We start from the raw sequence: 14,589 nt of genomic DNA, 5'->3' as shown, positions 1-14,589 counted from the left end.
GGGGCCGCACGCGTGGCGGGGCCGCACGCGTGGCGGGCCCGCACCGGTCAACGGGTTGCGGTTTTGGGCTTGGTCTACGCCTGCTGGGCCGCGCGGCGTACGACGGCTGAGTTCCCGGCGGCCGTCTTCCTTGCCGTCGCGCGCACGGAGGCGATGGTTGATTCGACGGCCTTGAGGTAGTCGGACTTCATGCCGTCCGCGTAGGCCTGTTCCTCGGAGGATCCGGGTTCGACGCCGGAGACCACGAGGGCGAAGCTGAAGCGGAGCCTGAGGTCCTCGTCGGTGCCCTCGATCTCGTTGGCGATCGTGCCGAGCACGGCGCCCGCGGTCCGGGTAAAGACCACACGCCTGGGCTCCTGAAGGGTGATCCTTTCGGTGTGCGGCTCCCCACGGACCACGATGTCGCGGTCGAACACCGTGTCGCTGATGCGGTTCGTAACCGTGCAGTCACTCATCGCCCCCACGAAGGGCAGGGCATTGTTGGCCTTCAGCACCAGCCCGTCCCAGAGCTGGGCCCGGGTGAGCGGAAATTCGTCGTTGTTGTTCACTGGCAGGACATTCGAAACGTAGATCATGGCACCACCGTAGACACCCAAAAGCCTATTGGACCAATCGGTCCCGATAGTGATACGGTTTGATACAGGACCGATCGGTCCGTAATTTCAACTACCAAAGGATCGCCATCATGGGCTACGAACGACTTACCGCCGACAACGCCGCCATTCTCTTCATCGACCACCAGACCGGACTCTCCAACGGCGTCCAGGACCAGTCCTACCCGGAGTACCTGACCGCCGTCACCGCCCTGGCGGAACTGGCCAAGGCCTACGAACTTCCCGCAGTGATCACCACCTCCGCCGAGGACGGCCCCAACGGTCCGGTTCTGCCCGTGGTCGCCCAGAACCTTCCCGACGCCCCGGTCATCAGGCGCCCGGGCGAAATCAACGCCTGGGACAACGCCGAGTTCGTCGCCGCCGTCAAGGCCACCGGCCGCAAGAAGCTCATCATCGCCGGCGTCTCCACCGACGTGTGCGTCGCCCTGGCCGCCCTGGCCGCACGGGCCGCCGGCTACGAGGTCTACGCCGTCATCGACGCCTCCGGCACTTGGAACAAACTCGTCCAGGAAATCGCCGTCGCGCGGATGGTCAAGGCCGGGGTCGAGCCAATGACCTGGGTCGCAGTGGCCGCCGAGCTGCAGGGCGATTGGCGCGCCGACAAGGGCCAGGAGCTGGGCCGGATCATGGGCACCCACCTGCACTTCTACGGCAACCTCACTGCCAGCTTCGCCGCGGCGGCCCGCGCCACCGCGAACGCCTGAGCCACGTCACCGACCAGCCCGAACAGGATGCCCGCTGACCCGGCCGCCCGCACCGGCCGGCCGGGTCAGCGGGCAGGTGTTCCGCAGGCCCCTGTTGGTACGGTGGGATACACAGGGACCGGTTGGTCCACAACAAAAAGGAGCAGTCCACATGGCACGCAAACCGGAGTTCGACAGGGACGCGGTCCTAGAGAACGCGATGGGCGCGTTCTGGGAGCACGGCTACGAGGCGACCTCCATGGCGGATCTCCTGAAGGTCACCGGGTTGAGCAAGAGCAGCCTTTACGCCGGGTTCGGCGACAAGCACGCCCTGTTCCTGGCCACCTACGACCTCTACCGCTCCAGCCGGGCCGAAAACATGACGCGGGTGCTCGCCGCCCACCCGGCCCCGCACGGGATCCGGGCATTTTTCGAAGAGGTCGTCGGCACCGGGACCGAGGACTGGCAGCGTTTCGGCTGTATGACCACCAACCAGGCCGCCGAACTGGCCCAATCCGACGCCGCCGTGTGCACCCGGGTGGCCGAGGACCACCAACTGCTCGAGGACGCCTTCACCGACCACCTCCGCGCCGGCCAGGACGCCGGATCCGTACCGGCATCCGTCGACGCCAGGGCCGCGGCCAGCGCGCTGGTCACCGCGTTCTCCGGTTTCCAGCTCACCGTGCGGGCCGGGATGGACCGTGCCAGGCTGGAACGGTCCCTGGCCTACCTCCTGGCCCCGCTGGAGATCACCGCTACTGAGTAACGAAAGGTCCCGTCGATGGATGATGCACCAGAGGACATCGCCACCGGTTTCGCCGCTGCCTGGAACGCCGCCGACGCCGGACTCCTGGCGGAGTTCTTCACCGAAGACGCCGACTTCGTCAACGTGGTCGGGCTCTGGTGGAGAACCCGCGCCCAGATCCGGGACAACCACGCCTATGGCTTCCGACACATGTTCCCCCACACCGTCATGACCCTCGATGAGGTTGTCGCCCGGGAACTCGGACCCGACGTCGCCGTCGTCCACGCCGCCTGGACCCTCACCGGACAGATCACCCCCACCGGCGAACCGGCCGGTGACCGCTCCGGGGTGCTCAGCTTCACCCTCGCCCGGCAAAGCGACGGCCGCTGGCTCGCCGTCAGCGCCCAAAACACCGACCGGGTCCCCGGCGCCCAAACCCACCTCGCCACCGACGGCAGCCTCGCCCCGGAAAACTATGCGCGCCGTCGATAACAGCTCAGCTCCGGAATTGGACCCAAGAGGAGAACTTCCACAGTGACTGCTCAAACCCAGGATCAAGAAGCATCCAAGACAGTGCTGCTGATCGGCGCCACCGGACATCTTGGAGGCATGATCGCGCGGGAGCTCCTGAAGCAGGGTGCTGGACTCCGGCTACTCGTCCGTCCCAAGAGCCGTTCCAAGCTCGACGCCGAAATCGCTGCAAAATCTGAAATTTTCGAGGACGAAGAAGGCGCATTCGACAATGTGCACACTGTGGTCTCCGCCGTCCAGGGAGGGCCCGCCACGATCGTGGAGGCGCAGCTGACATGGTTGCGGGCAGCGCGGGACGCCGGCGTGCAACGGTTCATCGCCTCGGACTACAGCATGAACCTTTTCGGACTCAATGACGGTGAGAACATCCATTCGGACTTCCGCCGCGCATTCGCCAGTCGGGCCGAATCCGAACGCGGCGACGTGGGCGTCGTCCACCTGCTCAACGGCGCTTTCCTCGACCGGGGCGTCCTCTTCGGTTTCCTCGGAGCATTCGATCTCGACAAGGGAGAGGCCTATCTCTGGGGTGACGGCGACGCGAAAATGGAGTTCACGACCTTTGCGGACACCGCCGCCTACGCGGCCGCCGTGGCCATGGACGATCGTCCGGTACCGGACGAAATCTACGTCGCAGGCGATGTGCTCACCTTTGACGAGCTGGTCTCAGAGGCCGAAGCAGGACTTGGTCGCAGCCTCACCGTCAAGAAACTCGGCACACTTGCCGACATGGATGCCGAAATTGACCGGCGCCAAGCCGACGGTCACGGCGGATTTTCCGCCATACCGCTGATGTACTGGCGTGCCATGCTCAGCGGCAAGGGAAGACTCGGGCCACTCATGAACGACCGCTACCCCTGGATCCAGCCGACCAGCGTGCGCCACTACGTGGCAACAATGGCGGCCGGCACCGCCTGACGGGCGGCGCGTCTTCCAGCAGGGCCATTCAGACGACATCCGCATCTCCGACGTGTCAAACCCTTCCGGAGGCTGGAAGCTAAGCCTTCGTGACCTGGCAGTGTTCGTCGCGGCACAGCTCGACACCAAGGAATGGTCACGACGGCTGCCGACCCTGGCCCAGCGACAAGCACCCGTATCGGCTTGCGTGATGGATGCGGATCACCGAGCCGACCCACATCACAAACCCAACGGTGTTGCTCGCGAAGGTTCTCGCCCCACAAGCGAGTGATGCCGATAAGACGTTGATTCGAGATAACCAGGCCGGGATGGTTTTTGGCTCGCTATTCACTCATGCCCAGGGCGCGCGTCGGCCGCGGGAAGGGCGAGCAGAGCCAGAGCCGCATCCCGAGGTTTATGCAGGTCCAGCCCGGTGTATTTTTCGAAGGCGGCAAGCCTGTTGACGACAGTGTTCCGGTGGCAGCGGAGAATGGCGGCCGACTCCACGAGGCTTCCGCAGTCCAGGAACGTAGCCACCGCTTCTAGGATCCTGTTCCGTTCCTCTCCCCCGCAGCCGCGGAGCCCGGCATTAACGAGCCGCGCCGGGTCGCAGCCCACTTGCGACAACCGGTGTGAGGTGATGGAGAGCCAGCGGTCCCGAAGCGTGAAGATACCCTTACTGCCCATAGGCAGGTCCTTCATGATCTCGCGGGCCGCGCTGACAGCGGTGCGCACGCCGCCAATCCCGTCGGGGTGTGGGGCCACCGCCGCGGCCATGCCGTCGAACAAGGCAGCCTCCTGAAAACTCAGCCGCTCCTCGGCGGAGGCGTTCCGCGGCCGGATGATGAGGGTGTGGTGCCCTTGATCGTAGGTGAAGACAGCGGTGTCCCTTGGAGGCCGGGCCCGAACCCGCCGTTTGACTGTCAGGCTGTCGTTCCGGTCGATCGCCGCCACGAGAAACGCCGAGCGGGCGTCAACACGCAGAGCTCCCGCAATACGTGACAGGTCCGTGGCCGACGGCTCCGATGGAGCCAGAAGCTGCGTCAGGTACTGCTGCTGCAGATCGGCGTCGGCGCCTTCAATCTCCTCCAGCTCCGTTAAATATTTCTCGTGAACGGAGGCAGCGAACCGGTCCACGGTAGACCAGACAACTTCGGCTTTCTTGACCAGCAGCGCCGGATCGGCGCCCAGCGCCGGAGCGGACAAGGCATCCCACAGCACCGAGAAGTCCAGGCGTATCGCGCGGACGAGGCTGTCCAGGGGCACACCTTGACGTGCCCGGCGGGCGCCAAGCTCGGCAGCCATGAGCCCCAGTGCATCAGTGTCCGGGGCCGTTTCGCGCAGCGCCACGAGCATGGCAGAGAAGGAACTAAGGCTGCTGCGCCGCAGCTCCTCCAAGGTCAGGCCGGACTCCGCGTAGGCGGGATCGGGAAGGATCCGGGTCAGAAACTTCTCTACTAGGTCCGGGAGCTGCCCGCCAACAGCGTCTACCAGGCCCTGCCACCGCTCAATTTCGCCCACGTGAGCCTTTCGTCCTGAATCTCACTCCATCATCGCCGAATCCGGCGGCAGAGGGGATGTACTTTCGTACATTTATTGGTCCCCGTTCCGGTCTTTCCCGTCATGGGCAACGGCCGTGGTCCTTGGGACGATCGAAGTCAGCCGCAGCGTGGCGGCTCTCACACTTTCACCGGCCAGGAGATTCCATGACCACCATTGACCCAGTCGAAGAGCGGACCGCAGCCGTCCGCCCCGACGAGCAGTCCGGATACAAAAAGGGCCTGTCCAACCGCCAGGTCCAGATGATCGGCATCGGCGGGGCCATCGGCACGGGACTGTTTCTCGGCGCGGGCGGCCGGTTGGCCACCGCGGGGCCGGTGCTGCCTGTCATCTATGCCGTGTGCGGGCTCTTCGCGTTCTTCATCCTTCGTGCACTCGGCGAACTGGTCCTACACAGGCCTTCGTCCGGCTCGTTTGTCTCATATGCCCGCGAGTTCTACGGGGAAAAGGCAGCTTACATTTCGGGCTGGGTGTATTCGCTGTCCTGGGCGCTCACCGCCATAGTCGACATCACCGCCGTCGCCGTCTACTTGAACTATTGGACCGCTTTCAGCAGCGTGCCGCAGTGGATTCTCGCCCTCGCCGCGCTGGTCGTGGTCACCGGTGTGAACCTCATTTCGGTGAAGCTGTTTGGCGAGCTCGAGTTCTGGTTCGCCATCATCAAGGTGGGCGCCCTCGTGGCATTCCTGCTGGTGGGCGGCATCTTCCTGGCCGGCAACTTCCCCGTGGCCGGCCACCAGCCCGGCTTCTCCCTGATCGCCGAGCACGGCGGCGTGCTGCCCAACGGCCTCCTGCCCGCCGTCGTGATTGTCCAGGGCATCGTGTTCGCCTACGCCGGCATCGACATGATCGGCGTCGCCGCCGGCGAAACCAAGGAGCCCCGGAAAATCATGCCCAAGGCGGTCAATGCCGTCATCGTCCGGATCGCCGTGTTCTATGTCGGATCCACCGCCCTGCTGACGGTCCTGCTCCCGTACACCGCATACAAGGCCGGCGAGTCCCCCTTCGTGACCTTTTTCGCCAGCATCGGCGTCCCCGGAGCCGGGGACGTCATGAACTTCGTGGTACTGACCGCCGCGCTGTCCAGCCTCAACGCCGGGCTCTACTCCACCGGGCGGATCTACCGCTCCATGGCCCAGACCGGCGCGGCGCCGCGGTTCATGGAACGGATGAGCCGCGGCGGGGTGCCCTACGGCGGCATCCTGTTCACCGCCGCATTCACCTTGCTGGGTGTGGCCCTGAACGCCGTCGTTCCCAAGATGGCGTTCGAAATCACCATCAACGCCACCGCCCTGGCCATCCTCTGCACCTGGGCGACCATCATCCTGTGCCAGCTGAAACTCTACAAATGGTCCAAGGCCGGCCTGATGGCGCGCCCCACCTTCCGGCTCTTCGGGGCACCCTGGACCTCCTACCTGACCTTGGGGTTCCTGGCCGCCGTCCTGGTGCTGATGCTCTTCGACTTCCCGGTCGGCACCTACACCGTCGGTTCCCTCGTCATCATCATCCCGGCCTTGATCGCCGGCTGGTACGCCGTCCGAGGCCGCGTCAACGAGCTCGCCCGGACCCACCCCCTCACCGGTGCCTTCGCAGTCCTGGAAGCACCATCAACACCCGCATCATCCACCCCTCACCAGAACCAGGAGCCCACGCCATGACCACGGCAGCCACCCGCCCCGCCCACACCGACGCCGTCGCCACCCCCGACCCAGCCACCGCCGCTGGTGCGTTCCTCCGAGACTTCCGCAGCCTCTCGGCAATCGGCGAAACGGCCGGGAACGGCGTGGACCGCCAGGCCGCCACCACTGCTGACGCCCAGGCGCGGACCTGGTTCACCTCCCTCGCGGCCCAGTACGGCTTCCGCACGGAAACCGACCGGATCGGCAACCTCTTTGCCCTGATCGAGTGGACCCCCGGAGCGCCTTACGTCGTGGTGGGCTCCCATCTGGACAGCCAGCCCACAGCCGGGAAGTACGACGGCGCGTACGGCGTCGCCGCCGCACTGCACGCCGGGCGCCGGCTCGCCGAGCAAGCCGCCGCCGCTTCCGTCGCTTCCGTCGCTTCCCGCAGCACCGTGACGCCGAAGTACAACCTCGCCGTCGTCGACTGGTTCAACGAGGAAGGCTGCCGGTTCGCCCCCTCCATGATGGGCAGCTCCGTCTACACCGGAAAGCTGCCCGCCGACGCCGCACTGGCCGTGACCGACGTCGAGGGCACCAGCGTGCGCGACGCCCTGGCCGGGATCGGGCACCTGGGCAGCGGCAACGGTCCCGAGGCCGCCGCCTACGCCGAGATCCACATCGAACAGGGACGCTCCCTGGAGGCCGAGGATGCCACGATCGGCCTGGTCCACTCCTGCTGGGCCGCCGTGAAATACTCCGCCACGGTCCACGGCGAACAGGCCCACACCGGCTCCACCATCATCGCCGACCGCAAGGACGCCCTGCTCGGCGCCTCCCGGCTGGTGGTCCTGCTGCGGGAAATCGCCGACCACTTCCCCGGCGCCGTCCTACACACCTCCGTGGGCCAGCTGACCGTCTACCCGAATTCCCCGGTCGTCGTCCCGTCCCAGGTGGACCTCGTGATGGACATGCGCACCGCGGACGAGGACGTCCTGGCATCAGCCCAGGCACTGCTTCGCGCCGGCATCGCCAGGATCGAAGCGGAAACCAACGTCAGCATCGACGTCGAAGAATCGCACGCCTGGGGCATCAATCCCTACCAGCCTGCCGGGGTGGAGCTGGCCGAGGAATGCGCCGAGGAACTGGGCCTGAGCCACCGCCGGGTCTTCACCCTCGCCGGGCACGACTCCATCAACATGAAGGACATCGTGCCGACCGTCATGCTCTTTGTCCCCAGCGTGGACGGCATTTCCCACAACGAACGTGAATTCACCAACGACGACGACGCCTGCGCCGGCGTGGACATGCTCACCCGCGTCGTGGAACGGCTCTGCAATGGCGACCTGGACGGGGCAGCATGACCGGCCCCCTCCGGGTGGCGGTCCTCCAGTCCACCGGGCTGGTCAATGCCCCCCAACAGAACCTGCGCCACGTCGCCGCCCGCGCCCAAGAAGCCCGCAGGCTCGGCGCCGACATCCTGGTGACCTCGGAGCTGTTCATATCCGGCTACGCGCCAAGCCTCGTCCACGGCCAGGACGGCGCGGCCCAGCGGGTACGACTGGCGGACATCGCGGCCTCCACCGGCCTTGCCCTGGTGGCGTCCACGGTGGAGCACGATGGCGGCAACCACTACATATCCGCCTCCTTCTTCGGCCCGGACGGCACCGAACTCACCCGCTACCGCAAGCAGCACCTCTTCGGACCGGCCGAACGGCAGGCCTTCGAGGCCGGGCAGGCACCGCCCGCCGTCGTCCCCTTTGGCGGCGTCAATGTGGCGCTGGGGATCTGTTTCGACATCGAATTCCCTGAATTCGCACGGGCGGCCGCCGTCGCCGGGGCGGAACTGCTGTGCATCCCCACGGCCGTCCCGCTCCGCTCCGGAGACCCGGGCGACGGCGGAGAGGACCACCCGTTCGACACCCGGCTGATCCCGTCCATGGTGGTGCCCACCCGGGCACTGGAAAACCAGATGTTCGTTGCGTACGCGAACCATTCGGGACCGCATTTCGCCGGACTGAGCACGATCGCGGACCCCTACGGCCGCCGCCTGGCAGCAGCCGCCGACGAGGACCAGCTCATCCTGGCCGACGTCGATCCCTCCGTTCTTCGCCGCGCCCGGCGCGACACCGACTACCTCTCCCACCTCACGATCCGGACGCCGGCAACTGCCAGCGCCCGCACCGCACGCCTCCCGAGTAAAGGACCCCAGTGACCACCGCAGCCAGCAGTACCTCGACTGCCGCTCCCCTGAGCATGCTCATCCCCGATTTTCCCTTCCCGTACGACGAGTACCTCGGCCACGCCGCCGGGCTCGGCTCGGTGCCCGAGGACATGTACGGCACCGAAGTGGCCGTCGTGGGGGCAGGACTTTCCGGCCTCGTGGCCGCGTACGAGCTGATGAAGATGGGCCTCAAGCCCGTGGTGTACGAATCAGCGCGCATCGGCGGCCGGCTCCGCGCCGGCACCCAGCCCGGTTCTGCCGGGCCTGTGGCCGATCTCGGTGGGATGCGGTTCCCCCGGTCCGGGACCTCCTTTTTCCATTACGCAGACCTCACGGGCATCGAAACCCAGCCGTTCCCCAACCCGCTGACCCCTGCCGCCGGGAGCACCGTGATCGAGCTCGGCGGCCAAGCCCACTACGCGGAAACCCCCGCCGACCTCCCCGAGTTCTTCGGTGAGGTCTCCCGCGCTTGGGACGACTGCCTCGAGGAGCGCGCCCACTTCAGCGCCATGCAGGAGGCCATCCGCACCCGGGATCTTCCCGCCATCAAGGCGCTGTGGAATGAACTGGTCCCCCGCTTCGACGACACCTCCTTCTCCGGCTACCTCGCCACGTCCAGAGCCTTCTCTGCCCTGCCGTTCGAATACCGCGAAGCGTTCGGTCAGGTGGGCTTCGGAACCGGCGGCTGGGACACCAACTTCCCGGACTCGATTCTGGAAATCCTTCGCGTGGTCTACGTGGACGCCGACGCCGACCAGCACCGCATCGTCGGCGGGGCCCAACTGCTCCCCGAACGGCTCTGGAACCACGCACCGGACGCTCTGACACACTGGCCCGCAGGTACCAGCCTCGCCTCGCTCCACGGCGGGCACCACCGCCCCGGTGTGGCCGCCATCCGCCGGATCCCGGCGGCCGACGGCTCGCCCGGCACCATTGAAGTCACCGACAAATGGGGCAAGAGTTCCGCATTCCCGGCAGTCATCGCAACCTGCCAGAGCTGGCTCCTCTCGGCCAGAATCGACGTCGACGAATCGCTCTTCAGCCACAAACTGTGGACGGCGATTGAACGCAGCCACTACATGCAGTCCTCCAAGACATTCGTCGTGGTGGACCGCCCCTTCTGGAAAGACATTGACCCGAAAACCGGCCGGCAGGTCATGAGCACCACCCTGACGGACCGGCTCACCCGCGGCACCTACCTGCTGGACAACGGCCCCGGCCAGCCGGCACTCATCTGCCTGTCCTACACCTGGAATGATGACGCCCTCAAATGGCTTCCCCTGGACGCCGACGAACGGGTCCGGCTCATGCTCCATTCGCTCAAGCAGATCTACCCCACCGTGGACATCGCCTCGCACATCGTCGGTGAACCAATCACCGTCTCCTGGGAGGACGACCCCAACTTCATGGGGGCGTTCAGCGACAACTTGCCCGGCCACTACCGCTACCAGGAACGGCTCTACACCCACTTCATGCAGGACGGCACCGACTCCGCCCACCGGGGCATCTACCTCGCCGGCGACGACGTCTCCTGGACCGGCGGCTGGGCCGACGGGGCCGTAACCACAGGGCTGAACGCCGTGTGGGGCGTCATGACCCAACTCGGCGGAAAAACACACCCCGACAACCCCGGTCCGGGCGACCGCTTCGACGAGCTCAAGCCAATCCGCCTGCCTTAAACACGTCCCGGGCGGGCCGACGCGTTAGATGGCAGCACTAAGCCACCAAAACACCGGAAGAAAGGGGCTGCATGGGGGACCTTGGCGCCGTGTGTCGACGGGATCCCCCGGCAGCGATTGGCAAGGGAGGTCATGGATTTGCGGACTCCGCGGCATGAGCCGCTGCGATGCCGCTGTGTACGTCTAGAGGCTTTTCGAAGTTGGTCAGTCCGGAACCGATCAGGTACGCAGGCGGCGCTGCTGGCCATCACTCCCCGGGAATACCGGGCGCATGCCGGCTGGGGCCGAAAAGTAGTATGGGCGGGCACTGCCTTTCACCAGCGCCCGCCCCCTCGGGATGTGTCGAACTAAGCCCAGAGGATGGGACCACGAGGACCCCGAGCGTGATTACTGGTCCAATGACAACCATCGACAGGCCCCAGATGGTGAGGTGCTTGTTTACAGTGGAACGATGCAGCGATGACGCAGATGACGAACGCCGCTAGCAGCGGCTGGCAAACGGAACGGGCCGCCTCCCCTAGTTGGTCAATGGCACCAAGCCGGGTTAGGACGGCCACATAGGAGATGATGCCGCCAAGCAGCAGGGTGGTGCTCCAGTCAATGCGGGCGATGGCCTTGCGTCCCACGCCCGGATCTACCAGCGCGATCACCACGCCGATGGTCAGCGCCACAACACCGAGGTTCACATCGACGTCGAGCGACCCTCCAAATTAAACAGAATCGACGCGGCATCGCACGTCTGCGTAATGAGTAACAAGGTTCGTAGTCCCCAGCAAGAGCTGTCTGGACCACACCTATGCTTGCAGGGCTACGAGCCCCTTCGATTGAAGGACATCCCGCTAATAGTTGATGAGCCCATTTAGCCCCTCTTCACCACTGGACCTTGTCGTGGGAATGCCCGGGCGTGGACCCGGGCCAGGACCTCGACTCCGAGGCCCCCAGCGGCCCCGCACGCCACGGCCGCGAGCAACAACCCGCCGGGTGGACGGGAAAGCAGGAAGAATTCCTGCACGAGCGGGAGGTTGAGCGAGACCAGCAGGGAGGTGCCCATGGCCAACACCACGGCCAGGCGCGCCGCGTTGAGGGGGCGCGACACAGCCGAGAGGATCCACAGTCCGACCATGGACAGCGTCAGCACAGAGGCGCTGCTGACTTGTTCGGACGTAGCGGTGCCGGCCAGCGGCGCGAATGCGTTCAGTGTCAGCAGGGAAGCCGTGACGATCAGTCCGGCGGGGACGGAGAACCATAGGGACCGGCGCAGGAATCCGGGCTGATAGCGGCGCGGGTTCGGCATGAGTGCCAAGAAGAAGGCCGGGATTCCGATCGTCAGGCCGTCCGTGAAGGATAGCTGGCGGGGAAGAAACGGAAACGTCCACTGCAGGAGCCCGAAGGTCACCGCGATGGCGGTCGCATAGACCGTTTTGCTGAGGAAGAGGCTGGAGACCCGCTCAATATTGGCGATGACCTGCCGGCCCTCAGCGAGGACTCCGGGAAGCCGGTCGAAGCGGCCGTCGAGCAATACCAGGCGCGCGACTGCCTTGGTGGCGGGCGCCGCGGAATCCATGGCGATGCCAAGGTCGGCCGTCTTGAGCGCGAGGGCATCGTTGACGCCGTCGCCCGTCATGGCCACAGTATGTCCCCGGCGCTGGAGCGCCTCGACCATGGCCCTCTTCTGGGCTGGCGTCACTCGGCCAAACACCATGTTTGATTCCATCACCTCCTCCAGATGCAGCGGGTCCTCCGGCAGTGAACGTGCGTCGAAGCCCTCCGTGACCTCCAGGCCAACCCTGCGGGCAATGGCGGCAACGGTGCGGGGATCGTCGCCGGAAATGATCTTCAACCCGACCCCCTCGGTCCGGAAGAACTCGAGGGTCTGCCGGGCATCCGAGCGCGGCTGTTCCCGGAAGGTCAGCAGCGCCACAGGGTGGAGCGACGCTGGCAGCTGCTCGGCCTTCCCATTGGCTGGCAACTGATCCGCGCCGGCCAGGAGCAGGGTCCGCAGCCCTGATGCGGCCAGTTCGCCGGCCTGGCGCAAGACGTCGCTCTGGCGCGGTACTGCGCCGTCGGGCGCCGGGATCGACGGCTTCAGATGTGCGGCTGCGTCGTCGCCCTGCACAAGCATCATTTCCGGTGCTCCGAGAATCCAGGTGCGCGCACCGCGGGCGCTCCCGTTGAAGCTGACTCCGCTCCACTTCCGGGCGGAGGAGAACGGCACGGACCGGACGGGTTGAAGGCCGCCGTCATCCTCAAAGGCCGTGCTCAGGCAGCGTGCCGTGGCGTTTGCTTCGGGTTCGGCGCCAAACCATGCGAGGGCCTGCTCCCATCCCGGTTGCGGCGCCAGCGGGTGAACCGCGTCGAAGACCAGCCCTCCTTCTGTGAGAGTGCCTGTCTTGTCCATGCACAGTACGTCCACGCGTGCCAGTCCCTCGACAGCCGCGAGTTCCTGGATCAGTACGTTGTGTTTAGCCAGCCGGAGTCCGCCCACGGCGAAGGCCACGCTCGTCAGCAGCACTAGTCCCAGCGGGACTATCGCGATCATGCTGGCAATGAGTCCCACGAGCGCGGGGGTCCAGTCCCCGGTGGAAATGGCGGTCTGCCAGCCGCCGCGCGCCTGGATCTCGCCGTTGAGCACGAGGAGGGCCACGGGCAGCAGGATCCAGGCTATCCAGCGCATTACACGGTTGAGGCTGTTGCGGATCTCGGAGTTCACCAGTGAGAAGCGTCGCGCATCTGCCGTCAGCCGGCTCGCGAACGACGCCGATCCGACCCGGACAACCTGGGCGTTGCCGTGGCCGGCCACGACGATCGATCCGGAGAGTACTTCCGTCCCCGCATCCTTACCCACCGGGTCTGCTTCGCCCGTGAGGAGCGATTCGTCCACCTCCAGGCCGGACGACTCCAGTACGGCAGCGTCGGCAGTGATCTGATCCCCGGCCCGCAACGCCAGGAGGTCATCTTTTACGACGTCGGCCGTGGCGATGTCGTGGATCTGCCCCTCGCGCAACACCCGCGCGAGCGGGGCGTTGAGGACAGCCAGCCGGTCCAAGGACTTCTTCGCCCTGTATTCCTCGACGACGCCGATCACGGCATTGCTGACAGCGGCGAGGCCGAACAGGGCATCCCGCCATTGCCCCAGGAGCAACAGCAGCAGGAAGCTCGTGCCGACGATTGCGTTGAAGAGCGTGAAGACGTTGGCCCGGAAGATCTGCCACAGGCTCCGGCTGGTGGTGTCCGGCACGCGGTTGGTGAGCCCGCGCTCGACCCGCGTAGCCACCTCCCCCTGCGTCAGCCCCTTGGCGGCCGGCCGGCGTTTGGCGGCCGGGGACGCACGCCGATGCAGAAAGGCTCGTCTCCTGCGCCGGCGGTATGCCTTCACCCTCTGATGGTATCCGCCGTAGTGCCACAATGTGACGCACTGCGGCTTTCATCAACTCCGCGGTGGAATTCCCGCAGGAATCTCAATGATGCTGTCAACGGATGCTGGTGTGCCGTTATGGCGCGCCGGACGGCGGCGGCCGGGATCCGCGCAGATCAGCGGCTGCGTCCGGGTCCGCACCTCCGAACAGGACCTGGCAACGCCGCGCAAGACACGCAGGGGTCAGGGCGGCCACAAGGACTCGATCACTGTGACCACGGCGTGACCGGCAGGAACAGGAACGGCCAGGACTATACGAAGTCGCCGGCTGTCCGGGGCCCGCGGCGCCCTGGTCCTCACCAAACTCCATCGGCTCGCCCCGCCCTACCCGGTGCTCGAGAACATCAACGAGGTCATGACGGGACTTTCCCAGGAGTTCCCACCGCCGACACAGGGATGACCATGAGGATTTGATTCCAAGTCATGCAGTTTCAAGCGCTCCCGGCCATGAAGGAGTACGCAGCTACACCTCTGTCCAAGTGCAGAGAAGTAGCCCCCGGACCCGCAACTGTCACCAACAAAAAATGGGCCCCCGCACGGGACCATAAGGGAGGATTGTACACAGTCAGCGGCCCACAAGCCCCTGAACAGGGAAAACACGTGCCCGAGGTGGGACTCGAACCGG

The 14,589-nt window shown here is 65.9% G+C and carries 13 protein-coding genes; 9 read left to right on the top strand and 4 right to left on the bottom strand.

The genetic code is table 11. The annotated features are described in order from the left end of the window. Positions 1 to 74 precede the first annotated feature (74 nt). On the bottom strand, positions 75 to 575 hold the full coding sequence (locus ABH915_RS10615) for an SRPBCC family protein (RefSeq protein WP_370120838.1): 501 nt from the start codon (positions 573 to 575) through the stop codon (positions 75 to 77). A 110-nt stretch (positions 576 to 685) separates the two neighbouring features. On the opposite strand from ABH915_RS10615, the gene ABH915_RS10610 reads away from it, so the two are divergent. The 4 genes from ABH915_RS10610 (at position 686) to ABH915_RS10595 (ending at position 3,488) form a co-directional block, all read left to right on the top strand. Beyond that, positions 686 to 1,318 (top strand): isochorismatase family protein, encoded by a 633-nt coding sequence (locus tag ABH915_RS10610; protein ID WP_370120835.1) that lies wholly within the window; start codon positions 686 to 688, stop codon positions 1,316 to 1,318. Positions 1,319 to 1,469: 151 nt separating this feature from the next. Further along, on the top strand, positions 1,470 to 2,063 hold the full coding sequence (locus tag ABH915_RS10605) for a TetR/AcrR family transcriptional regulator (RefSeq protein WP_370120832.1): 594 nt from the start codon (positions 1,470 to 1,472) through the stop codon (positions 2,061 to 2,063). 15 nt (positions 2,064 to 2,078) lie between these two features. Beyond that, positions 2,079 to 2,534, top strand: a complete 456-nt coding sequence (locus ABH915_RS10600; RefSeq protein ID WP_370120829.1) for an SgcJ/EcaC family oxidoreductase — start codon at positions 2,079 to 2,081, stop codon at positions 2,532 to 2,534. Between the two features lie 42 nt (positions 2,535 to 2,576). Next, positions 2,577 to 3,488, top strand: a complete 912-nt coding sequence (locus tag ABH915_RS10595; RefSeq protein WP_370120826.1) for an NmrA family NAD(P)-binding protein — start codon at positions 2,577 to 2,579, stop codon at positions 3,486 to 3,488. A 327-nt stretch (positions 3,489 to 3,815) separates the two neighbouring features. On the opposite strand, the gene ABH915_RS10590 is transcribed toward ABH915_RS10595, so the two are convergent. Next, positions 3,816 to 4,988 carry a helix-turn-helix domain-containing protein gene (locus ABH915_RS10590; protein WP_370120823.1) on the bottom strand — a complete coding sequence of 391 codons (1,173 nt, stop codon included), beginning with the start codon at positions 4,986 to 4,988 and terminating at the stop codon, positions 3,816 to 3,818. 185 nt (positions 4,989 to 5,173) lie between these two features. Here ABH915_RS10590 and ABH915_RS10585 point away from each other — a divergent pair, with 185 nt between their 5' ends. The 4 genes from ABH915_RS10585 to ABH915_RS10570 are packed head-to-tail and all read left to right on the top strand — an operon-like array spanning position 5,174 to position 10,549. Beyond that, the gene (locus tag ABH915_RS10585; protein WP_370120820.1) at positions 5,174 to 6,685 is read left to right on the top strand and encodes an amino acid permease; all 1,512 of its coding nucleotides are present in this window, start codon (positions 5,174 to 5,176) and stop codon (positions 6,683 to 6,685) included. Continuing rightward, a complete protein-coding gene (locus ABH915_RS10580) occupies positions 6,682 to 8,010 on the top strand; it encodes a M20 family metallo-hydrolase (RefSeq protein WP_370120817.1) in 1,329 nt (442 codons plus the stop codon). The genes ABH915_RS10585 and ABH915_RS10580 overlap by 4 nt, the downstream gene beginning before the upstream one ends. After that, positions 8,007 to 8,861, top strand: a complete 855-nt coding sequence (locus tag ABH915_RS10575; RefSeq protein ID WP_370120814.1) for a nitrilase-related carbon-nitrogen hydrolase — start codon at positions 8,007 to 8,009, stop codon at positions 8,859 to 8,861. The genes ABH915_RS10580 and ABH915_RS10575 overlap by 4 nt, the downstream gene beginning before the upstream one ends. A 41-nt stretch (positions 8,862 to 8,902) precedes the next feature. Next, positions 8,903 to 10,549 (top strand): flavin monoamine oxidase family protein, encoded by a 1,647-nt coding sequence (locus ABH915_RS10570; protein ID WP_370124986.1) that lies wholly within the window; start codon positions 8,903 to 8,905, stop codon positions 10,547 to 10,549. Positions 10,550 to 10,896: 347 nt separating this feature from the next. Here the strand turns inward: ABH915_RS10570 and ABH915_RS10565 are convergent, their stop codons facing one another. Then, complete coding sequence (locus ABH915_RS10565; RefSeq protein ID WP_370120811.1) at positions 10,897 to 11,220, bottom strand: hypothetical protein; 324 nt, start codon at positions 11,218 to 11,220, stop codon at positions 10,897 to 10,899. A 188-nt stretch (positions 11,221 to 11,408) separates the two neighbouring features. Beyond that, on the bottom strand, positions 11,409 to 13,823 hold the full coding sequence (locus ABH915_RS10560; RefSeq protein ID WP_370120808.1) for an HAD-IC family P-type ATPase: 2,415 nt from the start codon (positions 13,821 to 13,823) through the stop codon (positions 11,409 to 11,411). A gap of 187 nt (positions 13,824 to 14,010) precedes the next feature. Here ABH915_RS10560 and ABH915_RS10555 point away from each other — a divergent pair, with 187 nt between their 5' ends. Beyond that, a complete protein-coding gene (locus ABH915_RS10555) occupies positions 14,011 to 14,190 on the top strand; it encodes a hypothetical protein (protein ID WP_370120806.1) in 180 nt (59 codons plus the stop codon). The last annotated feature ends 399 nt before the right edge of the window (positions 14,191 to 14,589 follow it).

The sequence above is a fragment of the Arthrobacter sp. MW3 TE3886 genome, assembly GCF_041262145.1.
GTDB lineage: Bacteria > Actinomycetota > Actinomycetes > Actinomycetales > Micrococcaceae > Arthrobacter.
The sequence above is the reverse complement of the archived record's forward strand: the minus strand, read 5'-3'. Positions and strand labels throughout refer to the sequence as shown.